This is a genomic window from Kovacikia sp. CALU 1929 (assembly GCF_056784235.1).
Window position 1 is genome coordinate 20,231 of record NZ_JBXBCF010000082.1, and the last position, 23,889, is coordinate 44,119.

Below are 23,889 nucleotides of genomic sequence, written 5' to 3' on the forward strand. Positions count from 1 at the left end.
ATGGCATATCACTAGTTGGTGCCCGGTATCTCGGTGTAATTGAGTTGATCAAGAGAGCTTTTTTGATGTTTCCAAGCCCCTCCTAATGTCTCAAGCCCCTCGTAATGCTCAGCGAATGCCCCCAGAAACCAGTCAAAAGCACTTGTTAATCATCGAAGACGATCAAGGCAGTCGTCAGTTAATTTTAGAAGACCCTGTCTATTCCATTGGGCGGGATCGCGACTGCGATATCCGGTTAGCTTCCTTGTTCGTTTCTCGTCGCCATGCCACACTAGTGCGAGTTTCTAACGATGATGAAGACTTTTTCTATCGAATTGTCGATGGCGATCTGGATGGGCAGCGTAGCGCCAATGGTCTTTTAGTCAATGGGCAACGGCTTCGGTCTCGCGACTTGCAGAATGAAGATAAGGTCGTGTTTGGACCCCAGGTTCAGTTTACCTACTTCTATTTGAAGCGAGATACGGTTCCGACTGAGCCGACGGATGGTGTCTTTGATGATGTCACCCTCATTAATCCCAGGACTGCGGACAAGTCTGATCCGTTAGACTCTCTCCAGGTGCCCCTCAGTAGACCACCTCGACGACTTAATTTAATTCGCAGACGAGTGCAATCTTTTTTCAGGTTTTTTAACTTCAGTTCCGATCCAGAGCTTCGGTTTCGAAGTGAGCGATCGCAGTAATTACTGATTGCCCTGTTAGGGTATCGCCCAGCAGCCTTAATTATGCTGATCGCCATTGCTAGGGGGAGAGTGTAGAATTAATGGGTTAAGCGAGATTAATGTTTATAAAACTTTTAATATTTATATCGCTTGCTTTACCTGACGAATTTCTTCATCGATACTCATCAGGCTGTGTGAGTTTTGTTGACAGGTGTTTCTCTGGTAATTAGATGAAACCGCGAAAGATGGAACCGCAAACTGCTAAGGCTATGATGGCAATAGTCTGTCAAAAAGGGGGATATACCTTTTCTCCGACTGATGACCATGTGTGTTTTTAATCGCCCTAGTTTAGAGCGTGGAGCAACGCTTTTTTAGATCAAACTGTTTAGATTAATTTGTTCACCTATTAGGATTCGTTACTTGAACTCAACTGCGTCACCCAATCATCCAATGCCCTTAGAACCGCATCTGAACCATTTGCTCATCATTGAGGATGATAAGGGACGTCGGGAGTATATTCTCGACCGTTCTGTGTACTCAATTGGCAGAGATCCTAAGTGCGACATTCGGCTAGTGTCTCAGTTCGTTTCTCGGCGTCACGCTACGCTGGTACAACTTTTGAATGAAGACGGCAGTTACTATTACCGAATCGTTGATGGCAATTTGAAGGGTAAGCCCAGTGCGAATGGGCTCCTGATTAACGGGCGCAAATTGCAAGCCCATGATCTGCAAAATGAGGATGAAGTTGTATTTGGCCCTCAGGTGCGCGCAATTTATTACCTTCTGAAACGGGACGCGATTTTAACGGTTCCCCCAGACGAATTTGACATTACCCTGATCCACCCTGGGATGGTGGGTGACCCTGAGGATTAAGCATTCTGGGCTGCTGCTCCCCAGCAGCTACTTCTTAACCAGCAACAGCCTCAATCAGTTGCCACTGATTGTTTTCAGCGATCGCCTGATTGACCCGGTCAAACATCCGGCGGCAATGGTTATTCGTTTGCAGCGGAAGTTCTTCATTTTTCATTACAAAATTCATCCTGACCCCACGATCATCAACAGGGGTATCTTCAATCAAGACTTCAACCGTCACCAACTGAGGATAGGTGACTCCACCAGGCACTTCACGGGCGACCATATAGTCCTGTGCCTCATAAATAATGTCAAAATTACAGGATTCCAGCGTTTGACCTAGCGGTTGCTTGATACCGCCTTCAGACGCTTCAACTGTGACTAAACAGGTGTAACGAGCCATGACCAACCTCAGCGCGTGACATCAAGTCTTCAGCCATCATAGCTTTCTTAGGATGGCATGGTTATACCCAGTCTAAAGTATCAATAGATGCTAGTACAGATTACACAGCGAAAAAAAAATATCCCCTTGAGAGGGATTTTTCTAAAGATTAGCCGAATGAATCAGAAGCAGGGCAAATTGATTGTGTTTGAGGGCGTTGAAGGCAGTGGTAAAACAACCCAGCTTCGACGATTAGAGCGATGGCTTGTCGATAGTGAATGGCAATCGCGACTGAAATTAAAGGCGCTTTCCCCCCAAGTAATCGTTACCCGTGAGCCAGGTGGGACTGAGATTGGTACTAATATTCGGCAGCTTTTACTGGGACAACCCACCCAGGAACCCCTACAAGACCGAGCAGAGCTGCTGTTGTATGCGGCTGATCGAGCACAGCATGTAGACGGATTTCTCACACCTTTTTTAATGGAGGGCGCACTGATTCTGTGCGATCGCTACACCGATTCCACGATTGCCTATCAGGGTTATGGTCGAGGACTCGATCTGGCACTCATCCATCAGCTCAACCAGATTGCCACCAACGGCTTGGAGAGCGATCTTACATTTTGGTTAGATCTGGATGTGGAAATTGGGTTGGCACGCATGCGGCAGCGAGGAACCTGCGATCGCATGGAACAGGCAGACCTTGCTTTCCATCAGCGCGTTCAACAGGGGTTTGTAGCCCTTGCCCTAAGCTATCCCGATCGGATTTTCCGCATTGATGCCAACCGCTCAGAATTAGAGGTCGCCGAGCAAATTCAAGCTGTCTTGAGTCAGCGGCTTGAACAATGGTATGGAGAGCAAGTGGAAGGATGAGGGATGAAGGCGGAAGGATAAAATCTCTCGCTCGAATTTGATTAAACCGGGTGTGGGGAACACCTGTAACAACTGCCATAATTATTTTTTATGCTTCCACCTTCCGCCTTCTGCCTCCCGCCTTCCGCCCTATGCCTTCCTTCACTTCCCTGATTGGACAACCCCAGGCAATCGAACTGCTGAACCAGGCAGTGAAGCGAGACAAAGTTGCTCCTGCCTATTTATTTGCAGGACCATCAGGGGTAGGGCGAAGTCTAGCAGCAAAGTGTTTTGTTGAACTGTTATTTGGAGAATCCAACCCAGCGGGTGTCGGAGATGCATTACGCAGCCGAATTCGCCAGCGAAACCACCCTGATCTGCTGTGGGTAGAACCAACTTACCTGCATCAGGGAAAGCGGTTATCGGCAGCAGAGGCAGCGGCGGCAGGGGTCAAGCGGAAGTCTCCACCATTAATTCGGTTAGAACAGGTGCGGGAAATTGCTCAGTTTCTCTCGCGATCGCCCCTGGAGGCTTCCCGGTCGGTTGTCATCATCGAACAGGCAGAAACGATGGCGGAAGCACCGGCAAATGGTTTGTTAAAAACCCTGGAAGAACCAGGACAGGCGACCTTAATTTTGATTGCTCCAGGGGTAGAGGCTCTGTTGTCTACCCTGGTTTCTCGTTGCCAGCGAATTCCCTTTTACCGACTGGCGGCTGAGGGGGTTGCTGAGGTGCTACGTCGGGTAGGGCACTCAGAAGTTCTGGATCATCCCCAAGTATTACAACTAGCTGAAGGCAGTCCGGGGGAGGCGATCGCCCACTGGCAACAGCTTCAAGAAATCCCTCCCGACTTACTACAAGCCGTAACTCATCTGCCCCGCTCTCACCGGGAAGCCCTGGAGCTTGCCCGTCAAATTGATCGGGCGATTGATACAGAGGCGCAGCTCTGGTTAGTTGATTACCTTCAGCAGACTTACTGGCAGCAGATCCGAAGAGAATTGTCAGCCTGCGTCATCCCCAACTTTGTCCCGCTACAACGCCTGGAGAAAGCCCGTGAACACCTGCGACGCTACGTGCAACCCCGGCTGGTTTGGGAAGTGACACTGCTGGGGATGGTGAAGGGGTGAGAGGGCGAGGAGCAACTGACTCCTATCTCTGAAAGTAAGGATACGTCCGGTAGGGATAAGGATTGAGAGGCACAGTTATCCCTGATGCCCCAAAGGGGACTTGATAGCGAATGATGGTTGTAGTGTTTCTATGCCTGCTTCTTCGGGGGTACCTGGAACGGTCAATAATTCTGGGGTTGATCAGGGTTGGATTATAAATTTGGCTGTCAACAACGGTAGGGCTGACGAGCACAGAATTATTCAAACCTGGGGAATAGGGAGTGTACCCTGGCTGAAAAATCACGGAATTAGATGGGTAGCCAGGAGGGGAGTAGGCGGGATGGGTGTAGGGATACTCCCTGGAATAGCCACCAATCGTGATGCCAAATCCGCCAGAGCGATAGGAAGAGGGATAGGAGGTCTGGACTCCGTAAACGGTGGTGCCATATACAGGCTGACCATAGCCAGGTTGACTATACACAGGTTGACTGTACACAGGCTGCCTATATACGGACTGACCACGGCTGGGATAGGTGTTCACTTCAAGGCGAATCGGAATTGCGCTGGCGGAAGAGAAAGTCGTAAGGGATGCGATCGCCCCTAGTGCCAGAGAGGGTGCCCACCGAACCCAAAACGATTGAAATCGCAAGTTTGCTCTAGCCATAGGTTTATCTCCAGCATTAAGGACAAGACACGCATAGGAAGCGACCCTGTGAAGCTGACGGCTATTATCCGGCAGGTGTTCCAATGACCTGGCTGATGGGAAGCCTTGAGCCTACCTCTTCAGGTTAGCTCGTTTCAATCAGGTTGGGGAATTGGAGCAGAGTGTAGGGTCGCAGGTAAGGGTGGATGAGTCTCCCCTCTCCCCATCTTCCATCTCCCATCTCCCCACTTCCCCCTCCACCCCTTATCATGGGCAGAAGAAGTTAATTTAATTACTGTTGCTGTGAGTTCGGATAGTCTCGAAACCGTTCAAGCCGAGTATCAAGCGGGTAAAATTGCGTTTGAGCGCGGTGAGTACCGTAAGTCGGTGCAACATTTAGAGCAGGCAAATGCATTAGCTGAGTCTGGAACCCGCTTGCAAGGGGAAATTCAGACCTGGTTGGTGACTGCCTATGAAGCAGCAGGGCAGCGGTCAGAGGCGATCACGCTCTGTCGGGTGATCAGCCGTCACCCGGATTTGAATACCCGAAAACAGGGGAAGCGGCTACTTTATATTCTGGAAGCCCCCAAGCTCAAAAGTCGCCCCGAATGGTTGACCCAGATCCCCGATTTAACGAATCTGGCAGAGAGCGATAACCAGGATCGGAAAGGATTTTCTACGTCTCAGCGCCGTAGCCAACCCACCCAACCGACTTTTCAACTAGAACCGATGGATCCGGGTCAGGTAAATACGGAAGATAATCGGTTTATCTGGGTGGCTCTGGTAGCGGTAGTGTTAGTGCTATTAGGAAGTTTGCTCTGGCTCACCTAATAAGGGTAGGGTGGGAGAAACTGTGCCTGTTCTTCCATTCCCTATAACCCAATTTTCAACCTGCCATGTTCTGCACTGTGGGACAAAGAATCGCCTCGTTTTGGAAGCAATGCTTTACCAGCACTGTCCTGCGATCGCCCCTCCTGGGAATTAGTCTGCTGTTGGCGCTGCTTCTCTCTGGTTGTGTGCAATCTGATGTTGCCCTTCAGTTTGATCATTCCAGCCAGGGAAGGATTGTACAGCATGTTCAGATAGCCGAACGACTGAAGACTTTCAGCGGTGCCACCACTGAGCAGTGGTTGGATGAGATTGAGGAACGTAGTCACCGTTTGGGTGGACGGGTAGAACGGTTGCCAGAACAAGCGTTGATGGTGACCATTCCCTTCAGCAACCATAGCGAACTAGAAGCCAAGTTCAACGAATTCTTTCAACCCTTGGGAGAAGGTAGGGCTGCGATCGCTGCTCACGATCTTCCTGAAGTCAAGTCCCGCTTGCAAGCAAGCCGGAACAACTTTCTGCTGGTTGAGCGTAATTGGCTCCAGTACGATTTGGACCTGCGATCGCTGGGCATCGTCTCTTCCAGCGGTAATCTGTTGCTTAGCCCCGGTTCTTTAATTGACCTGGAATTTCGACTAAATACACCCTGGGGTGCCCGTAACGCCAGCCCAGACTCTATTCAACCTAAAGTTCATCAAAGAGGAAAAGAACTTGTCTGGCAACTGGTTCCTGGTCAACTGAACCATTTAGAAGCCATTTTCTGGCTCCCCAGTCCCTTGGGAATTGGAACTCTCCTCATTGCCCTTCTGGTTCTCATCGGCACCTACCTGCGGTATCCCCACAAGCTTTCTCGCAAAACCCCATCCATGACTCAAGCTGCACGCTCCAAACCAAATGCATTAACCTGAAATTTCTACATCCGTTCCGTAGGAAGATAGCCAGAAGTATAGGATAAATATTTAGCTTCAGGCTGCATCAATCGCCAAGCGTGCGGATTTAGAAATCAATTAATAGAAAAACTTTGATCAGAGTTCAACATGCACCGTCCAGTCAAGCTCCAACGTCTGCTAGTTCTGGGTCTGATCGGTCCAATTGCGGCTCTTAACGTTTGGTTGCTGAGTCAGGTCTTTCGCTACTTTGAGCATCTCATCACACTACTGGTCGTTGCTGCGATCCTGGCATTTCTGCTCAACTATCCTGTCCGTCTGTTTCAGTACATCCGGTTAAGTAGGGCACAGTCAGTCACCGTCGTTCTACTAGTTACTTTTGCAGTGCTGTTACTGGCAGGACTGACCCTGGTTCCCCTGGTGACTATACAGACCACCCAACTCGTTAGCAAAATTCCTGAATGGCTAGAAGCCAGTCGTCAAAATCTAGATGCCTTCGATTTTTGGGCAAAGCGGCATAACCTGCCCCTCGATCTAAGAGGCTTCAGTGGTCGGATCAATACCCAGATTGAAAGTCAGTTACAAACGCTGGCAAGTCAAGCCGTTGGGCTGGCATTGGGCACCCTTAGCGGGGTGATAGATACGGTGCTGGTACTCGTGCTGGCATTTTATATGCTGCTCTATGGCGGTCGCCTCTGGCAGGGTTTAATCAACCTGCTGCCACCCCAAATTGGAATTCCACTGAGCGAGTCCCTGCGCCTGAACTTTCAAAACTTTTTCATCACCCAGATTTTGCTAGCAATTTTTATGGCGATCGCCCTGATTCCCATATTTGTATGGATGCAAGTGCCCTTTGCCTTATTATTTGCCATTCTGATCGGTATTTCAGAGCTAATCCCCTTCATTGGGGCAGCATTAGGAATCAGCTTGGTCGCCCTGGTTGTGATGTTACAAAATCCAGGGTTGGGCTTCCAGGTCGGAATTGCTGCCACAGTCTTGCATCAGATTCGGGATAATATTCTAGCTCCCCGCATGATGGGAGACTTCATTGGACTCAACCCCATCTGGATTGTGATTGCCCTGCTCGTCGGGCTTCAAATTGCAGGTTTCCTCGGTGTGGTGGTTGCGGTCCCCATTGCCGGAACGATTAAAGGCACCCTGGAAGTCATTTTAGGCATTCAATCCCAGTCCCAGGCAGGAAAAGAGCCAATTCCTGAACCGCCGCTGGAGGGAAAGTAAAGGATGCGAGGATGAAGGGACGAGACCCATAATTCCAAAACAATTCCCAGACATTCGTCATTTGTTCCCTCCCTCTGGTACAAATTTGATCAGCATGTCTGGGATCGATATATTCAATCAACGATCTCTGGAACCATCAGAACGTTACCTGTAAAGGTGAAAATTGCTATGCGACAAGTTAATTTCGTCATCATCTTTGTAATCTCTCTAGCTCTCGTTCTATTTGGGATCGAGAATACTGAACCTGCGGTGATCCATATTGTGAAAGGAGTGCAGCTACAGGCTCCCCTTTCCATTGAGTTGATCCTGGCAATGGGGATTGGGGCAGTGTTGGCTTGGGTGTTCAGTGTTTGGACGCAATTGCAGAAAATGTTAGAAACGGGTCAGGAAATTCGTGTCAAGGAGACCCGCATTCAAGAGCTAGAGGAAGACGTACAGCGCTATCGGGCAGAGATTCAGGAGCAGCAACGCCTGCTTCCTGCTGCCAAGCAAACGGTTGAAGACACCGATGCCGAGGTGTTGACAGCCCAGTAGTAAGGATGAAGGATGAAAGATGAAATTATTTAGCCTTTAGCCTTTAGCCTTCATCCTTTTACAGGTGCGTTAGCATACAAAGAATGAATTGGTCAGCGTTTATTACTCCACTTAATCTCTGGAGTCTATGGGTACCTCTGCTGCTTTTAGGGCTAATCCTGGTGGCAGCCATTTTCTTTGTCCGGACTCCAATTCGATAGGTCTTTCTCCATGACCCTTTCCCTGGCGCAGGACGCGATCGCCTTTCTGATTGATCTGGCAGAGCGGGGCGAAATTGATCCCTGGGATGTCAAAGTCATTGATGTGATTGATCGATTTCTAAGTGAATTGACTCCCCAAAGTGTAGAAGGAAAGCCCTATGAGGCGACCCTGTCGCAGTCGGGACAGGCATTTTTGTATGCATCCATGCTGGTGCTGTTGAAAGCAGAAAGTTTATCCCAACCAGAGGTTGAGGAAAACCCTGAAATTCAGGATGATGGCGAATTTCAAGAATTGGGCGATTTAAGTGGGTCTGTCCTGCCTCCCTTTTTAGAGCGCAGATTACGTCGCCGTGCGGTTGCCCAACCTCCCAAATGCCGTCGAGTCACGCTCAAAGAACTGATTGACCAAATTCATAGCATTGCTGCGGCTCTAGAAGACAAAGCACCCCGCAGTCGTATACGCCGTCCCCGTCCTCAGTCACGAAGTCAGGCAGTGCGGGCGATCGCCCAACTGGCTCACCAGGAAAACCTGTCAGAGATGGCGATCGCCCTGGAGGAATTCTTTCAGGAAAACTGGTCAACCATTACCCAAAAGCAAAACTGGCTAGACTTTGAGCTACTACTCGAATTTTGGACTCAAATTAAATCCTCCCATTCCCAGCCGGAGACTTCCAACCATTCTCCTAACCATGACCGGGTGGGGGTCTTTTGGGCGCTCTTACTATTAACATCCCAGTCTAAAGTTGAGCTAGAACAGGCAGAGTTTTACCAGGATCTCAAGATTCGGCTACTGACTGATGAGTCTGCCTCTACTGGGGTTGCCGACCCCACTGCCCAGATCGCCCGTGCCTCACCCGATTAAAAGGCTATCCGAAAACTTTCTACGTCTGTTAACAGGCTTTGGCAATTAAGGCGTTTCGGGTTAACCTCTCGGTATAGTGCTTTAAAGCCTGAAAATTCTAAGCCCTCAGCAGGCTTTGGCAACGTTGCGCCTCCCTCCTCAGAATGATAAAAGCGACTCTTTAAACATCCTCTGAGATAGATTGCCGTATCGCATCGCAGAAGTTTCCAATAGACTTGTATAGATGTTTAGATGTAAGTTTTGTGAAGAAAGTCTTAAGAACTGCCAGAGATTTGCGAAGAATCTAAAGTTTAGTTTTATTTGTCCAGAGAATCTTCTAGCATCTGGATGGTCAATCGTATACCGGCACCTTAGATTCCAGGCTTCAAAGGACTCTCTTTTTTTGAGGAAAGTTCAGGATGGGGGAATCTTAAGTTAAACCCTGGAGCGAAGGATCGTTTGTAGGGGTGTTTATCAAATCGTGAACGTGTAACTGATTACGAGCTAATGGCGAAGGGTTGGGGAGATATACGTCTATGAAAGCCATGATTCTGGCAGCTGGTAAGGGAACTCGTGTTCGTCCAATTACTTACACCATTCCCAAACCGATGATTCCCATCCTGCAAAAGCCGGTGATGGAATTTCTACTTGAATTGCTACGTCAGCATGGGTTTACCGAGATTATGGTAAATGTTAGCCATCTGGCGAATGAAATTGAGAGCTATTTCCGGGATGGTCAACGATTTGGTGTAGAAATTGCCTATTCGTTTGAAGGGCGAATTGAGGATGGTAAGTTGGTTGGGGAAGCATTGGGTTCTGCCGGTGGGATGCGCAAAATCCAGGACTTCTCGCCCTTTTTTGATGACACATTTATTGTCCTCTGTGGAGATGCCCTGATTGATCTGGATCTGACGGCGGCAGTGAAGTGGCACCGCGAAAAGGGGGCGATCGCCACTGTTGTGATGCGAGAAGTTCCCCGTGCAGATGTATCCAGCTATGGAGTTGTGGTTACCGACGAGGAAGGCAAAATTAAAGCGTTTCAGGAGAAACCGTCGGTTGAAGAGGCACTCAGCACCTGCATTAACACGGGGATTTATATCTTTGAACCGGAAATTTTTGACTACATCCCTTCCGGCGTGGAATACGACATTGGCGGTCAGCTTTTTCCAAAACTGGTTGAGGTGGGTGCCCCCTTCTATGGGATTGCGATGGACTTTGAATGGGTAGACATTGGCAAGGTGCCCGACTACTGGCACGCCATTCGCGGAGTCCTAAGCGGCGAAGTCAAAAACGTTCAGATCCCTGGTCATCAGGTTGCTCCTGGCATTTATACCGGATTGAACGTGGCTGTGAACTGGGACAAAGTCAAGATTAAGGGTCCTGTTTACATTGGCGGCATGACTCATATTGAAGATGGCGCAACCATTATTGGACCCACGATGATTGGTCCAAACTGCTGGGTGTGCAGTGGTGCCGTTGTCGATAACAGCGTCATTTTTGAATATTCCCGACTGGGTCCAGCGGTGCGCCTGGTCGATAAGCTGGTATTTGGTCGCTACTGCGTAGATAAAACAGGTGCAACGATTGACGTTCAGGCAGCCTCGCTCGACTGGCTGATCACGGATGCCCGCCAGGTTCCCCCTGCCCAACCCCCCGCCGAGCGACAGGCGATCGCAGAGCTTCTGGGCACTGAAAATAAAACAATTGGAGTGTAATGAGTGGGGGTGAGAGGGTAATTTACTACCCTCTCACCTTGAGCAATTTTCCCTACTTACTCCCCATAGCACTAGAACGTTTGTTCCAAACATGCTATGAAATAGAGAATTGCGAGATTTCCGCTCAAACAGGTATCTAGCAGCTACACTAAACTCTGACCTTTCCTACCCTTAACATCCTGGGCGGGCTGTGTACATTAAGCGCCTGGAACTGACCAATTTCAAGTCCTTTGGCGGCACAACACCAATCCCGTTGTTGCCAGGGTTTACTGTGGTTTCCGGTCCGAATGGGTCTGGCAAGTCCAATTTGATTGATGCGCTCCTATTCTGCCTGGGATTAGCGGGATCTAAGGGAATGCGAGCAGAGCGTTTGCCTGATCTGGTCAACCACAATCAGATCAGCCGTAACCGCTCGGCGGTGGAAGCCAGTGTGACCGTCACTTTTGATCTTTCGGATGAGCCAGAACTGTTGGATGATGTGATTGAGCGCCAGGTCAGCGATCGGCGGAAAGGAGGCACGGATGCTTCAAAGGCTGGCACGCATGAGGCGGCAAGTCTGAATGGACATTCAAATGGGAACTCAGGCAATGGGCAATCGCAGAACGGACATTCAGAGAACGGATACGGACAACTGCCAGCCTTGAAAGAATGGAGCGTGACCCGTAAGCTGCGGGTGACTCAGCAAGGGACCTACACCTCAAACTATTTCATCAACGGGATTCCCTGTACCCTGACCGAGCTGCATGAAGAGTTGAACCGGCTGCGGGTTTACCCAGAAGGCTACAACGTGGTGCTGCAAGGGGATGTCACTCGGATTATTTCAATGAATTCCCGGGAGCGGCGGGAGATTATTGATGAACTGGCAGGAGTTGCCACCTTCGATCGCAAAATCAACCAGGCAAAGGAAAAGCTGAACGCCGTCAAGGAGCGAGAAGACCGCTATCACATTGTGGAGCGAGAACTGATTGACCAACGCGATCGCCTCGCCCAGGATCGGATCAAAGCTGAGAAATACCAGAAATTACGGGGCGAACTACAGGCAAAGGAGCAGTGGGAAATTATCATCCGCTATCGCCAGTCTGCCCGCGCCGTTGAAAAACTGGGGCAGCAGATCGAAGCCAGTGATCGCGAATCCGCTGAAATCACGGAACAGATTGCCACACTGGCGACTGAAATTCGTCAAGCAACGATTGAACTGGAGCAGTTAAACGCCCGCGTCCGGGCATTAGGTGAAGAAGAGCAGCTTGCTCTCCAGTCCACCCTGGCAACCCGTGAGGCAGAACTCCGGCAGCTTCAGCGCCAAGAGCAGGATTTGCAAACCGCCAGCCGTGAAGTTACTACCCGCCTGACCCAAACCCAGCAGAACATTCAAGAGCACCTGCAAGCCCTGGAATCCCTCACCCAGGAACAGGCGATCGAAACGGAAAACGTGACCGCTCTCCAGCAGCAACGGGATCAGGCACGGCAAATTTTGCAGCAAACACGAGCAGCCGCAGACGCGATCGCTGCCAGTGCCGAAACCTCTGTCCAGGAGCAGGCAACCCTCCACCGTCAGATTGAAACCCTGCTCAATACACTGGAACCTCAGCGCTCTGAACAGGCGCAACTACAGGAACGAACCCGCCAGCTAGAACGACAGATCCAGGAACAAGTCCAGGGCTTGCAAACCCTGGAACAGCAAATTGCCGAGAAACAAGACCAGCACACGACCGTAAAAGCACTCCAGGGAACAACGATGCAGCAGGTGCAGGCTCTAGCACAGGGGCTTGCTGCTGCCGAGCAGGAATTACAAATTCAGCAAGAGACTCAAACTCGCCTGCTGAACGAACAACGTGACAAACAGCGTCGGTTAGATCGGTTGGAAGCCCAGACCCAGGCAATCCAGGAGGCTCAGGGCACCCATGCAGCACAGTTGATTCTCAAATCTGACCTGCCAGGGGTCTGTGGATTGGTGGCTCAACTGGGAACAGTAGATCCTCGCTACCAACTGGCGCTGGAAACGGCTGCGGGCGCACGGCTGGGGCATCTAGTCGTTGAAGATGATGCGATCGCCGCGGCTGGGATTGAACTGCTGAAGCAGCGGAAAGCTGGACGGGCAACTTTTCTGCCGCTTAACAAGCTCCAGTCCGGTCGTACCCCGGCTGGGGGTGGAGTGAAATCGCGCCCTGGCTGTATTGACTACGCCATCCATCTGGTTGATTTTGACCAGCGCTATCGCGATGTGTTTGCCTACGTCTTTGGGACAACCGTCGTGTTTGAAACGTTGAGAGATGCCCGTCGCTACCTGGGTGAGTACCGCATTGTCACTTTAGATGGCGAACTGCTGGAAACTAGCGGGGCGATGACGGGTGGTAGCAACAGTACGCGCCAAGCTATTCACTTTGGGACGGTCGATCCGGCAGAGTCGGCAGAGGTGGCAGAACTGCGCGATCGCCTCCAGGAAATCGACCGCATTCTGGATCACTGCCAGAACAGCATTGAACGCGCAACTAAGCTGGTCAGGGAGCGCACCCAGGGACTCACAGAAGCCCGGCAGCAGCATCGTGAGACAGAACTGCAAGCAACCCAACTTGAGAAAGAGCTACAAGCCCTACAATCCTCGCTGACTCAACTAAATACCCAACGAGATCAGAACGCTCAGGAACTTGCCTATGCCCGCGATCGCCTGCAAGTGCTGGAGTCTGAACTACCCCATCAGGAGGGTCAACTCCAGGATCTAAGACAGACCCTTGCTGAAATGGAGCAGTCCCAGACCCATAGCGAATGGCAGCAAATTCAGGCAACCCTACGCAGTCAGGAAGCTGAACTAAATCAACGGGAACTGGCAGTCCGCACCACCGAGCAGCGGCTACAAGACCTGGAAAACCAGCGTCAGCGAAGCCAGGAGAAAATTCAGCAGGGGCAGGATCGTATACAGGAGTCCCGTTCCCAGCAAACGACCCAGCTCAACCAGCAGTCTGCTCTCCGGGATCAGCAAGCCGCTATCCAGAGCCAGATTGAGGTAACCCGTACCGCACTGGCAGAACTGGAACGCCGGTTGGGGGCAGAGAAACAGGAGCGAGATCGCAGCGATCGCCAATTGCGGGAACACCAGACTCGCCAGCAACAACTAACCTGGGAGCAACAAAAACTCCAGGAAACCCAGCAAACCCGCCGCCAAGAACTGGCAACTGTGCATGCACAACTGGAAACGGAACGCCAGGAACTTCCCGATCCCCTGCCGGAAGTTCCCCCCGATATTGAAACCCGCGATCTCGCCTCCCTGCAACACGAACTGCGCGCCCTCCAAAAGCGGATCCAGGCAATGGAACCCGTCAACATGCTGGCGCTGGAAGAATACGATCGCACCCAACAGCGTCTAGAAGAACTCACTGACAAACTCAAAACCCTGGAAGAGGAGCGCACCGAACTGCTGCTCCGCATTGAGAACTTCACGACCCTGCGCCAGCGTGCCTTTAAAGAAGCCTTTGATGCAGTCAACATTAACTTTCAGGCAATCTTCGCTACACTGTCTGAAGGCGACGGTCACCTACAATTGGAAGATGCCCAAGACCCCTTCAATGGGGGTCTTAATCTTGTAGCACACCCCAAAGGTAAGCCCGTCCAACGCCTTGCTTCGATGTCAGGAGGAGAAAAATCCCTCACTGCCCTAAGCTTTATCTTTGCTCTCCAGCGCTATCGCCCATCGCCGTTCTATGCGTTCGACGAGGTCGACATGTTTTTGGATGGGGCAAATGTGGAACGATTAGCTAGAATGATCAAACAGCAGGCACAGCAAGCGCAGTTTATTGTCGTGAGCCTCCGGCGTCCCATGATTGAGTCTGCCCAGCGTACCATTGGGGTTACCCAGGCACGCGGGGCTTATACTCAAGTCTTGGGGATTGATTTGCTGCCCCAAAGCGCCTCTATGTGATTTGATATTGATTTAGGATTCGCGAATCAGGATTCGGCAATAAAAAATGGCATCTGAAGAAATCCGCCAACGCTCTGACCTTCTTGGCACCCTCGTTGTCACCCGTGACACGGGTAAAAAGTTGGGAGTTGTCAGTCAATTATGGGTCGATATCGACCAGCGAGAAGTTGCAGCGATCAGTCTACGTCCAAATCTGCTTTACGGTACGCCTCAACCCATGTTTTTGAGCAGCATCCGTCAGATTGGCGATGTGATTCTGGTCGATGATGAAAATGTGATTGAAGACATTGATGTCGAATCCTACAGCAGTCTGATTGGGTGTGAAGTAATTACTGAAACTGGAGAACTGTTGGGCAAAGTTCGAGGTTACAAGTTTGATGTGGATGATGGCAGGTTGACTTCGCTAATCATTGCCTCCCTTGGTCTTCCCCTGATTCCCGATCAGGTAGTCAGCACCTACGAACTCCCAATCGAAGAGATTGTCAGCAGCGGACCCGATCGCCTGATTGTGTTTGAAGGCGCAGAGGAGCGGTTATCTCAACTTTCTGTGGGTGTAATGGAGCGCCTGGGTATTGGCAGGGCACCCTGGGAACGGGATGAGTTTGATGAGGGGTATGTCTCCACCGTCCGCCCCGACAATCAGCTTCCCACGGGCATTCGCCAACCCATTGCAACTCCGGTTAAGACGAGGGAACCTGTTCAGCAAACCTGGGATGATGACAATTGGGGTGAGCCAGAACCCCGTCAGCTTCAGCAGCAGCGTCGGGCGGAACCACTTTACTACGACGACGAGGAAGAGAACTGGAGCGAAGCCAGCGGAACCAGCCAATACGAAGAAAAGTACGATCGGTATTCTGAACCCCAGCCTTACCCGGAAGACCAGTACGAGGAAGATTACGAAGATGCTTGGGCGGAGCAGGACAAGACCTATCAACCGCCTCGCGTCAACATTCCAGAAAAGCAGAAAGCTCCGGAGTATGAAGAGGAAGGTTATTAGGATATCGAGTATTGATTAGGGATCGGGCTTCGACGGTGAGTACCCTATCACCTGGCATCTGCCTATAAAAATTTAAAGTTTGAGCAGACTGAACAAAGTGCGATCGCCCACCTTGCAGATTGGGCTGAGTCTGTTTAGCTTGCTTTCCGCCAGGTAACCCAACATTTATAGGGTTGCAACTATTAGCGACTGCATCAATAAGATAGTTGAATCACACCCTTTCGCCTGGTCTGGTTATGTTGGGTTTTCTGCTGTCAACCCACTTACGGCGAGGGGCGATCGCATTAAATATTACCCACAGGCACTCCGTACAGAAGATAAAGATTTGCCGAAGCCTATCGGATAAAATGCTCTGACGCAGCTAATGTACGACTCAAAAGCTGGATAAAAGGCGGTTCAGGTGTATTATCCAGCCCCCAAGATGTCCATCCCCCATGTGGGTAAATAGCCTGCACGGGTGTCGAATAATATACCAATCCGGGTGCTTATCCAGCATTTTTGCAGGCTATCTATCTATATTCCCAATAGATAGCTGACTTGGACGTCGGATAAATATTCCTGCGGGGAATATTAGTCTGTTTAGAAGAGCGGAATGCCGCTCAAATAATAGTTAGACTTTTCCCCAACCACTACGCTTGAATACATGACAGGCGAGGTTAGAAGCATTTGGTTACCAGCGAAGATATGAGTCCGCTTTCAACACGTACTCTCCCAGGAAACCCATCGACTGACCACGTTATTAACGGCATCCCTATTCCCAAAGAACTGCGTGTTAAGGGATTCTCACCAGATGAATGGGAAGTCTTCGTTGAGGAGTGGGCAAGCGCAGGCATGGCTGGCTCTTATAAACTCATCCGTCGTCATTCTGGCTCTGGTGACATGGGCATCGATGTGGCTGGTTACGCTGATGATGATGGATTGTTTGATATTTGGGACAATTTTCAATGCAAAAGGTATTCAGATTCCTTATCTCCTAGTATGGTTTCTGAACAGCAGAAATCGGCGATTTAAACGTCCTTACGCAGAGCTGATACATCCCAGGCACGATCAGCTTCATGGATGAGTTCGTGGTCGTCAGACTGTAACAGTTGCTCAAGCTGTTGAGCTAACTGGCGCGATCGCGCAATCAAAACCGTTTCATCTTGTTTCTCGGTCTGGGCAATTTCCTGGAGTGCCTCTTCGTCATGCTGCCGGAAGGTCAGTGCGGCACGATGGGCTTTATAGGAACGAACCCCTAACAGCTTTAACGCCTCCACCCCCAGATCCAGGGCTGAGCTGAAGGTTTCTCGCTGGATGACATCGGCTCCGAGCCGAATCAGTTCATAGGCATGGCTGCGGTCAATTGCCCGTGCCAGAATCTTTAAGTGAGGAAAGCGCTTACGCACCCGTTCAACGATTTCCAGAATTGTGTCTCGCTGGTCGATGGCAACGACCAGCAGTTGGGCGCTTTCAGCCCCGGCTGCCTGAAGCAGTTCAATTCGGGAAGCATCCCCATAGAATACTTTGAAACCAAACCGGCGTAGGAGTTCGATTTGCCCAGGATTGTGATCCAGGATCGTGGGTTTGCAGCCGTTGGCTAATAGTAAACGTCCGACAATTTGCCCAAACCGTCCAAAGCCTGCAATGATCACCAGATTTTCGTTGTCATCGATTTCGTCGGGTTCCCGCTCTGGTAAAGGCGTTGAGAAACGCGATTCCACAAGCTTTTCATAGGCAATCATGAACGCGGGAGAGAGCAACATGGATAATGCCACAACTGCAACCAGAACCCCAGCGGTATTGGCTGGCAGCACACTACTCTGGGCTGCAAAGGAGAACAAAACAAACGAAAATTCATCTCCCTGGACCAGTGCAAAGGCGAACAGTAGGCTCTGCCCTAATGCAAGTTTGAAAACATTTCCCAGCCCAAACAGGACGGTGCATTTGAGGAAAGTAACTCCCGCTATTAACCCCAAAATGAGCAAGGGCTGCTGGAAGATCAGGTTAAAGTCGATGCTGGCTCCGACAGAGATAAAGAATAGCCCCAGCAGTAAACTCTGAAAGGGTTCAATAGTGCTTAATAGCTCGTGGCGGTATTCACTTTCAGCTAAAACGACCCCTGCAACAAACGTACCCAGGGCTGGAGAAAGCCCAACCTGCTGCATGGCTAGCGTGATGCCAACGACGAGCAGTAATGCAGTGGCGGTGAATATTTCTCGCAGACGGGTTGACGCAATAAAGCGAAATACAGGACGCATTAAAAACCGACCGCCCAGCACAATCCCACCCACGGTGCCAATAACCAGTAGGGTTTGTTGCCAGCCCGCCAGACTATTGCTGGGTTGGGCTGCCTGGTCAGCGGCGATCGCTCCATCCATGGTCAGCAGGGGTAAAAAAGCCAGGATGGGAATGACGGCGATTGCCTGAAACAGAAGCACAGAGAATGCCGACTGACCACCCTCGGTTTTCATCAGTCCCCGCTCGTTGAGGGTCTGCACCCCGATCGCAGTGGAGGACAAGGGCAGAATCAGTCCGATCGCCAATGCCATTTTCCAGGGCAACCCTACCATCAAACCAAGGGTCGTCATTAACACGGTGTTAATGCCTAACTGTAAGCCTCCCAGTCCCAGGATGGGAATCCGCAGTTGCCATAGGAGAGCGGGTTGTAGTTCCAGCCCAACCAGAAACAACATCATCACCACGCCAAACTCAGCGAAGTTCATCACGTCCGTGCTGTCTGCCCGTCCCACAAAGCCAAAGCCAAAGGGACCTACGAGGACCCCTGCGATCAGATAACCCAGGACAGACCCTAGCCCCATGCGTTTGGCGATCGGCACTGAAAGGACGGCTGCCACCAGGTACACAAATGCCTGGTAGAAAAAGCTTTGGCTATGCATGGTGGGGCACCTCTGATTTCAGGATGATTTGCTCCAGGTCATCATTCAGAAACCGACATTGGGTAAGGTTTTCCCAGGCGATCGCGTCATCCCGCAGTGCCCCAATCACCGTCCGATAGTCGGCTGCATACTGGGCAATCTGGCTTCGTTCGCGCAGTTGGTGGGTCCCATGCACAACAAAGGGAGGGAGATACTCCATATTGCAGAGCCGCGCCGTTTGCTCAAACGGTGCCAACAACTCTCGAATGGTAAAGAAGTTATGTCCCTGTCGGCAGTAGGCTGTTTTACTCCCTCCCGTGGTAATCGCCGACAAAACCGTTTTCCCCTTCAAAGCCGTTCCTTCGTTGCCATAGGCAAACCCATATTCCAGTACCAGATCCTGCCACTCCTTCAGCAAAGCGGGACCGCTGTACCAATAGAAAGGATGCTGAAACACAATAATGTCATGGGTCAACAGCAAATTTTGTTCAGCCTTGACGTTGATGTGAAAGGTTGGGTAGGTCTCATAGAGGTCGTGAATGGTCACAGAATCCAGCCCTTGAACGGCTTGAATCAAATGGCGGTTGACCCGTGACTTCTCTAGCGCCGGATGTGCAAACAAGATCAGGACTGACTTGGGAGTGCCCATAGAGATTAGATTCAGAGAGTCTGGTGAATGATCTTCGTAATAAATATTCAGTGTCCCATTCATTTTCTGAATTGGAACAAAAGGGTGGGGGCTGCCCTTCATCTCCTTCAACTATGCCATTGACTTACCTTGAGGCAGGTAGCGACCATTGCGCAATTGGGTTTACGAAGCGTTCTTCCCATCAAATGATTGTAGAGTGGGCTTACTGCATAAATGCTCCTCTGTCCGCACTCCTCCCTTTTATTAGTGCTCTGTCAAATTTAATTTATTAGAGCACTAGTCGGTGGTGGGCTGACCAACTCTCCCCTTAATAAAGGATCAATTCCCCATGTTTTCGGAAACTGCCCGGATGCAAGCTGTTCAGTCGCCGATTATTCCAATTGTGGGAGAATGGATTCGGCAAAATCCGGGGACGATTTCCTTAGGGCAGGGGGTAGTGTCCTATGGACCGCCGCCAGAGGCGATCGCCCAACTCTCTCAATTCCTTGCCGATCCTGAATTGCACAAGTATCAAGCTGTTCAGGGCATTCCGCTGTTGTTGAAGCAAATTGCTGCCAAGCTAAAAGTTGAAAACGGAATTGAGATTGGAGACGAACGGCAAATCGTAGTGACCGCAGGCAGCAACATGGGATTTCTAAATGCCATCCTGGCAATCACGACTCCAGGCGATGAAGTTATCCTACCTACGCCCTATTACTTTAACCATGAAATGGCGATCGTGATTGCTGGATGCCGCCCCGTTCTGGTTCCGACTGACGACAACTATCAATTACAACTGGATGCCCTGCAACAGGCAATTACAGAACGAACCCGGGCGATCGTCACCATCTCACCCAACAATCCCACGGGGGCTATCTACCCGGTTGCAGATCTGTGTCAAGTCAATGCCCTCTGTGCCAGTCGAGGAATCTACCACATTACAGATGAGGCCTATGAATACTTCACCTACGATGGTTCGGAACATTTTGCACCCGGTTCTATTCCTGACAGTGCCCCCCACACCATTTCGCTCTACACGTTGTCAAAAGCCTATGGGTTTGCCAGTTGGCGAATTGGCTACATGGTTTTTCCAATCCATCTTTTAACATCTGTAATGAAAATACAGGATACGAATGTTATTTGTCCGCCGGTGATTTCCCAGTATGCTGCCTTGGGGGCATTACAGTCTGGAGTTGACTACTGCCGCGGGCAGCTAGGGGCGATCGTTCAGGTTCGCCATCTCATCCTCGATGAACTCAGCCATATCAGCCACTTAATTGCCATTCCTCCTGCCAACGGGGCATTCTATTTTCTGCTTCGCGTCTATACTGGCTTGACTTCCATGCAACTGGTCGAGCGATTAATTCAGGAACATCAAGTAGCTGCCCTTCCAGGCTCGGCATTTGGAATTGAGGAAGGCTGTTACCTGCGAGTTGCCTACGGTGCTTTACCCCTGGAAACCGCTGCCACAGGAGTCAAGCGACTCGTTCAAGGATTAAAAACTATTTTAGAAAATCCACCAAAGGCGTGAAAATACTCAGAATATCTTGAAACCATCCGTAGACTACGGAATCTGGTTGTAGCTACTTTTGCCTGCAAACACTCAATTGAGCGGTGAAATTGCCGGATATTTTGATTGAGCCTGAGTATTTACATGTATAAAGAGGTCGCTGCCCCAATGCCAACCACTGTACCTTCTCGCCGCTCTGCCATGAAATCTGTTAGACCTAAACTCTTCCCTACGCTAGTTTGTCTGGGTGTTGTAACGCTAGTGGCTACCCTTCTGCCTTATCCAGGGTTTAAGAGCCAGGTGACTGTGATTGATACTGTATCAAGCACCCCATCTGGGAAATAGCAACCTTCGCTCTCAGACTATTACATTCAGACCACTTGCAGAAGTTCTTTGAAAGAACTGGCGCTATCTTGATAGCCTGATGCAAGTGGTTTTGTTTGGGAGACAGTTTCGATGACAGGAGATTTACCCGCTACCGATCAATCTGCTTACCTCGTAACCCTGTCATCTGCGATCGCGGCATTTCGTGGTGAAGCATCTCCGCGCCCTGCGGCTGCGGCTGTAGTCAGTGCGCTACTTCAGGCAGAAAAAGCCGCCAAGCAACAGCGGTTGACCTATCCCTTCAGTCCTCTACTCGCTGATTGGCAACTCTGCTTTGCCACGGGTACTCGCAAAGCACGGCAGCGAGGAGCGATTTTGTTAGGACGGGGCTGGTATATGCCTAAAGTTGCCAAAGCCCAAATTTCCTTCACGGGTTCCCAGATGCCAGAAGCGGAGTCAGACAATGGCAGAATTACTAATCAAGCTTGCTTAGGTCCACTTTTGGTCAGCTTTACGGGTCCCTGTAAATACCTGGGCAAAAAGAACCTGCTGGCATTTGACTTTACCCAGATGCAAATTCGCTTAATGGGGCGTGTCCTTTACAGTGGTGCAGTCCGCGGTAGTAAGGCACAGACAGAGGAATTTTCCATACAGCCAATTTCCAGACTTCCCTTCTTCGCTTTTTTCCTGGTGACAGAGGACTTTATTGCGGCACGGGGTCGAGGCGGTGGGCTTGCACTCTGGGTTCGAGCTTTAGATGCCTAAGAAGAACCAAAATCCCCAGCTTTTTGAAGAAGCCGGGGATTCAAACAGAAATTTGTAATTCAGATGAAATCAGGAAGAATTAAGCTTCAGATTCTTCTTCAGCTTCAGTACTAGCACCCCCACCCGAAAGAACCGTCACCACAATCTGATCAGGTTCGACCAGAGCAGTTACTCCTTCCGGGAGGGTGATTTCATGGACATGGAGGGCATCACCAACCTTCAAACCGGACACATCCACTTCAATCACCTCTGGAATTCGATCCGGGGCGCAGCGAACGCGGAGTTCATTGATTTGCAAGTCAAGAGAACCACCGCCTGTTTTGGCTCCGGGAGCTTCTCCAACTGTATGAACTGGAACGTCCACATCCAGGGTTAATTGGGAAGCAACCGAGAAAAAGCTGAGGTGATACAGGGTGCCTTTCCAGGGATGGGATTGCACTTCCCGCAGCAGTGCTTTACCAGTCCAGGGCAAGTCAGGGACATTCAAAGTGATCAGTGTGTTGTTCACAGAGGCATCCCGGATCAGGAGTTCAGCGTCTTTCGCCTTTACCGTTATAGCCACGGACTCAACTCCGCTGTGACCATACAATACAGCAGGGATTACGCCAGAATGCCTGAGCGCATTGGCTTTACTATCTGCGGGACGGGTTTGACATTCAAGTGAGAGTTCCATAGTTCAGGTTATAGAGGAAAGGATGCGGGATGAAAGATGAAAGATGAAGGGTGAAAGATGAAATTTAGCCTTCACCCTTCATCCTTTCAAGAGTTGACTTCTAGCTTTTGACTCCCAGATTCGTTCGATGCCGTGCCATTGGTATATAGCAAGGCGCGTTTGGGCCCGTGAATGGGGTCTTCGACGATGATGGTCTGGTCGCGGCTGGCTCCCAGAGAAACGATCGCAATAGGGACTTCCATTAATTCCGCTAGCAGTTTCAGGTAGTCCAGGGCTTGCCTGGGTAGATCCTCCAGAGAGCGGCAGTCGGCGGTAGACTGCTTCCATCCAGGGATGGTGGTGTAAATCGGTTGGCAGTGGGCAAACTGGCGCGAGTTGCTGGGCAGGTCGTAGCAATGCTCACCATCGACTTCATAGGCAACGCAGACCTTAATCTCCTCTAGCTCATCCAGCACATCTAGCTTAGTGATCGCGAGACAATCTAACCCGTTGATGCGGACGGCATAGCGACCAATCACAGCATCAAACCAGCCACAACGACGCTTACGCCCGGTGGTTGTGCCAAACTCAGCCCCGCGATCGCAGAGATGCTCTCCCATTGTGCCATGGAGTTCTGTGGGAAAGGGACCTTCACCGACACGGGTGGTGTATGCCTTCGCAACACCAATCACCCGGTCAATCATGGTGGGACCGACCCCTGTACCGACACAGGCTCCTCCAGCTACCGGATTGGAGGATGTGACATAGGGATAGGTGCCGTGGTCTAAGTCCAGCAGGGTTCCCTGGGCACCTTCAAACAAAATGTTGCGCTTGCGCTTGATGGCATCGTAGATTTTGAGGGAACTGTCGATGACATGGGAACGGAGGCGATCGGCATAGCCCATGTATTCATCAATAATTTCCTGGGGGTCAAGAGGCGGCAGTTCATAGAGTTTTTCGAGAATGCCATTCTTGTACTCTACGGTCCAGCGCAATTTCTTGCGAAGCGTTTCTGGCTCCATCAAGTCAATCATCCGAATGCCGGTTCGTTCTGACTTGTCGGCATAGGTGGGACCAATGCCTCGCCCAGTGGTACCAATTTTATGCTCACCCCTACGCTGCTCCGATGCCTGGTCAATTACCCGGTGATAGGGCATCGTGACGTGAGCCGTTTCAGAAATGTATAGCTTATCGGCGGAAACCCCCAGCGTCTCCAATTGATCCAGTTCTCCAATCAGAACTTTGGGGTCGATTACTGTGCCGCAGCCAATAATGCATTCTGTCTCTGGATAAAGAATGCCGGAGGGAATCAAGTGCAGCTTAAACACCTGATCTTTAACAACAACGGTGTGTCCAGCGTTGACCCCTCCCTGATACCGAACCACCACATCTGCCGACTTACTCAACAGATCAGTAATTTTCCCTTTTCCTTCGTCGCCCCACTGGGCACCGACCACAACGACGTTAGCCAAGATTTTTTATTAAGCTAGAGTTTGCACAAACATTCATTA

Annotated in this window: 21 protein-coding genes; 15 read left to right on the forward strand and 6 right to left on the reverse strand. The window is 50.5% G+C overall.

Features of this window, described 5'->3' with window-relative positions; genetic code table 11:
• Positions 1–85: 85 nt before the first annotated feature.
• Entirely contained in the window at positions 86–679 is a 594-nt protein-coding gene (locus AC1S52_RS21805; RefSeq protein ID WP_482031148.1) for an FHA domain-containing protein, read from the forward strand.
• A 429-nt stretch (positions 680–1,108) separates the two neighbouring features.
• The gene (locus tag AC1S52_RS21810) at positions 1,109–1,531 is read left to right on the forward strand and encodes an FHA domain-containing protein (RefSeq protein WP_482031149.1); all 423 of its coding nucleotides are present in this window, start codon (positions 1,109–1,111) and stop codon (positions 1,529–1,531) included.
• Between the two features lie 34 nt (positions 1,532–1,565).
• On the opposite strand, the gene AC1S52_RS21815 is transcribed toward AC1S52_RS21810, so the two are convergent.
• Complete coding sequence (locus AC1S52_RS21815) at positions 1,566–1,913, reverse strand: hypothetical protein (RefSeq protein WP_482031150.1); 348 nt, start codon at positions 1,911–1,913, stop codon at positions 1,566–1,568.
• A gap of 156 nt (positions 1,914–2,069) precedes the next feature.
• Between AC1S52_RS21815 and tmk the strand changes: the two genes are divergently transcribed.
• Complete coding sequence (gene tmk, locus AC1S52_RS21820; RefSeq protein ID WP_482031151.1) at positions 2,070–2,762, forward strand: dTMP kinase; 693 nt, start codon at positions 2,070–2,072, stop codon at positions 2,760–2,762.
• Between the two features lie 131 nt (positions 2,763–2,893).
• Entirely contained in the window at positions 2,894–3,868 is a 975-nt protein-coding gene (locus AC1S52_RS21825; protein ID WP_482031152.1) for a DNA polymerase III subunit delta', read from the forward strand.
• Between the two features lie 22 nt (positions 3,869–3,890).
• On the opposite strand, the gene AC1S52_RS21830 is transcribed toward AC1S52_RS21825, so the two are convergent.
• Positions 3,891–4,511 (reverse strand): hypothetical protein, encoded by a 621-nt coding sequence (locus AC1S52_RS21830; RefSeq protein ID WP_482031153.1) that lies wholly within the window; start codon positions 4,509–4,511, stop codon positions 3,891–3,893.
• Between the two features lie 282 nt (positions 4,512–4,793).
• Between AC1S52_RS21830 and AC1S52_RS21835 the strand changes: the two genes are divergently transcribed.
• The 9 genes from AC1S52_RS21835 to AC1S52_RS21875 all read left to right on the forward strand — a co-directional run bounded on the left by AC1S52_RS21835 (position 4,794) and on the right by AC1S52_RS21875 (position 16,655).
• Positions 4,794–5,321: a hypothetical protein gene (locus AC1S52_RS21835; protein ID WP_482031154.1), complete on the forward strand. Its 528-nt coding sequence runs from the start codon at positions 4,794–4,796 to the stop codon at positions 5,319–5,321.
• A 77-nt stretch (positions 5,322–5,398) separates the two neighbouring features.
• On the forward strand, positions 5,399–6,226 hold the full coding sequence (locus AC1S52_RS21840) for a DUF3153 domain-containing protein (RefSeq protein WP_482031155.1): 828 nt from the start codon (positions 5,399–5,401) through the stop codon (positions 6,224–6,226).
• Between the two features lie 129 nt (positions 6,227–6,355).
• Complete coding sequence (locus tag AC1S52_RS21845; RefSeq protein ID WP_482031156.1) at positions 6,356–7,444, forward strand: AI-2E family transporter; 1,089 nt, start codon at positions 6,356–6,358, stop codon at positions 7,442–7,444.
• Between the two features lie 168 nt (positions 7,445–7,612).
• The gene (locus tag AC1S52_RS21850; RefSeq protein WP_482031157.1) at positions 7,613–7,978 is read left to right on the forward strand and encodes a lipopolysaccharide assembly protein LapA domain-containing protein; all 366 of its coding nucleotides are present in this window, start codon (positions 7,613–7,615) and stop codon (positions 7,976–7,978) included.
• 210 nt (positions 7,979–8,188) lie between these two features.
• Complete coding sequence (locus tag AC1S52_RS21855) at positions 8,189–9,040, forward strand: segregation/condensation protein A (RefSeq protein ID WP_482031158.1); 852 nt, start codon at positions 8,189–8,191, stop codon at positions 9,038–9,040.
• A 515-nt stretch (positions 9,041–9,555) separates the two neighbouring features.
• On the forward strand, positions 9,556–10,734 hold the full coding sequence (locus tag AC1S52_RS21860; RefSeq protein WP_482031159.1) for a nucleotidyltransferase family protein: 1,179 nt from the start codon (positions 9,556–9,558) through the stop codon (positions 10,732–10,734).
• A 190-nt stretch (positions 10,735–10,924) separates the two neighbouring features.
• Entirely contained in the window at positions 10,925–14,647 is a 3,723-nt protein-coding gene (gene smc, locus AC1S52_RS21865; protein WP_482031160.1) for a chromosome segregation protein SMC, read from the forward strand.
• A 46-nt stretch (positions 14,648–14,693) separates the two neighbouring features.
• Positions 14,694–15,644 (forward strand): PRC-barrel domain-containing protein, encoded by a 951-nt coding sequence (locus AC1S52_RS21870; RefSeq protein ID WP_482031161.1) that lies wholly within the window; start codon positions 14,694–14,696, stop codon positions 15,642–15,644.
• 666 nt (positions 15,645–16,310) lie between these two features.
• Entirely contained in the window at positions 16,311–16,655 is a 345-nt protein-coding gene (locus AC1S52_RS21875; protein ID WP_482031162.1) for a hypothetical protein, read from the forward strand.
• On the opposite strand, the gene AC1S52_RS21880 is transcribed toward AC1S52_RS21875, so the two are convergent.
• Positions 16,652–18,520, reverse strand: a complete 1,869-nt coding sequence (locus AC1S52_RS21880; RefSeq protein ID WP_482031163.1) for a monovalent cation:proton antiporter-2 (CPA2) family protein — start codon at positions 18,518–18,520, stop codon at positions 16,652–16,654. The two genes, AC1S52_RS21875 and AC1S52_RS21880, sit on opposite strands and share 4 nt — an antisense overlap.
• The gene (kefF, locus tag AC1S52_RS21885; protein ID WP_482031164.1) at positions 18,513–19,211 is read right to left on the reverse strand and encodes a glutathione-regulated potassium-efflux system oxidoreductase KefF; all 699 of its coding nucleotides are present in this window, start codon (positions 19,209–19,211) and stop codon (positions 18,513–18,515) included. Before kefF ends, AC1S52_RS21880 begins: the two co-directional genes overlap by 8 nt.
• A 265-nt stretch (positions 19,212–19,476) precedes the next feature.
• Here kefF and AC1S52_RS21890 point away from each other — a divergent pair, with 265 nt between their 5' ends.
• Together AC1S52_RS21890 and AC1S52_RS21895 are read left to right on the forward strand one after the other, a co-directional pair.
• The gene (locus tag AC1S52_RS21890) at positions 19,477–20,658 is read left to right on the forward strand and encodes a pyridoxal phosphate-dependent aminotransferase (RefSeq protein WP_482031165.1); all 1,182 of its coding nucleotides are present in this window, start codon (positions 19,477–19,479) and stop codon (positions 20,656–20,658) included.
• Positions 20,659–21,093: 435 nt separating this feature from the next.
• On the forward strand, positions 21,094–21,726 hold the full coding sequence (locus AC1S52_RS21895) for a hypothetical protein (protein WP_482031166.1): 633 nt from the start codon (positions 21,094–21,096) through the stop codon (positions 21,724–21,726).
• 79 nt (positions 21,727–21,805) lie between these two features.
• Here the strand turns inward: AC1S52_RS21895 and AC1S52_RS21900 are convergent, their stop codons facing one another.
• Entirely contained in the window at positions 21,806–22,399 is a 594-nt protein-coding gene (locus AC1S52_RS21900) for a 50S ribosomal protein L25/general stress protein Ctc (RefSeq protein ID WP_482031167.1), read from the reverse strand.
• Positions 22,400–22,485: 86 nt separating this feature from the next.
• A complete protein-coding gene (locus AC1S52_RS21905; RefSeq protein WP_482031168.1) occupies positions 22,486–23,850 on the reverse strand; it encodes an adenylosuccinate synthase in 1,365 nt (454 codons plus the stop codon).
• Between the last annotated feature and the right edge of the window lie 39 nt (positions 23,851–23,889).

What these genes read in the sequence shown, in the direction of transcription:
- AC1S52_RS21890 (WP_482031165.1), top strand. Translation starts at nt 19,477, where the DNA reads ATGTTTTCGGAAACTGCCCGGATGCAAGCTGTTCAGTCGCCGATTATT.
- AC1S52_RS21880 (WP_482031163.1), bottom strand. Translation starts at nt 18,520, where the DNA reads ATGCATAGCCAAAGCTTTTTCTACCAGGCATTTGTGTACCTGGTGGCA.
- AC1S52_RS21830 (WP_482031153.1), bottom strand. Translation starts at nt 4,511, where the DNA reads ATGGCTAGAGCAAACTTGCGATTTCAATCGTTTTGGGTTCGGTGGGCA.
- AC1S52_RS21895 (WP_482031166.1), top strand. Translation starts at nt 21,094, where the DNA reads ATGACAGGAGATTTACCCGCTACCGATCAATCTGCTTACCTCGTAACC.
- AC1S52_RS21850 (WP_482031157.1), top strand. Translation starts at nt 7,613, where the DNA reads ATGCGACAAGTTAATTTCGTCATCATCTTTGTAATCTCTCTAGCTCTC.
- tmk (WP_482031151.1), top strand. Translation starts at nt 2,070, where the DNA reads ATGAATCAGAAGCAGGGCAAATTGATTGTGTTTGAGGGCGTTGAAGGC.
- AC1S52_RS21810 (WP_482031149.1), top strand. Translation starts at nt 1,109, where the DNA reads ATGCCCTTAGAACCGCATCTGAACCATTTGCTCATCATTGAGGATGAT.
- AC1S52_RS21845 (WP_482031156.1), top strand. Translation starts at nt 6,356, where the DNA reads ATGCACCGTCCAGTCAAGCTCCAACGTCTGCTAGTTCTGGGTCTGATC.
- kefF (WP_482031164.1), bottom strand. Translation starts at nt 19,211, where the DNA reads ATGAATGGGACACTGAATATTTATTACGAAGATCATTCACCAGACTCT.
- AC1S52_RS21825 (WP_482031152.1), top strand. Translation starts at nt 2,894, where the DNA reads ATGCCTTCCTTCACTTCCCTGATTGGACAACCCCAGGCAATCGAACTG.
- AC1S52_RS21860 (WP_482031159.1), top strand. Translation starts at nt 9,556, where the DNA reads ATGAAAGCCATGATTCTGGCAGCTGGTAAGGGAACTCGTGTTCGTCCA.
- AC1S52_RS21805 (WP_482031148.1), top strand. Translation starts at nt 86, where the DNA reads ATGTCTCAAGCCCCTCGTAATGCTCAGCGAATGCCCCCAGAAACCAGT.
- AC1S52_RS21855 (WP_482031158.1), top strand. Translation starts at nt 8,189, where the DNA reads ATGACCCTTTCCCTGGCGCAGGACGCGATCGCCTTTCTGATTGATCTG.
- AC1S52_RS21900 (WP_482031167.1), bottom strand. Translation starts at nt 22,399, where the DNA reads ATGGAACTCTCACTTGAATGTCAAACCCGTCCCGCAGATAGTAAAGCC.
- AC1S52_RS21815 (WP_482031150.1), bottom strand. Translation starts at nt 1,913, where the DNA reads ATGGCTCGTTACACCTGTTTAGTCACAGTTGAAGCGTCTGAAGGCGGT.
- AC1S52_RS21870 (WP_482031161.1), top strand. Translation starts at nt 14,694, where the DNA reads ATGGCATCTGAAGAAATCCGCCAACGCTCTGACCTTCTTGGCACCCTC.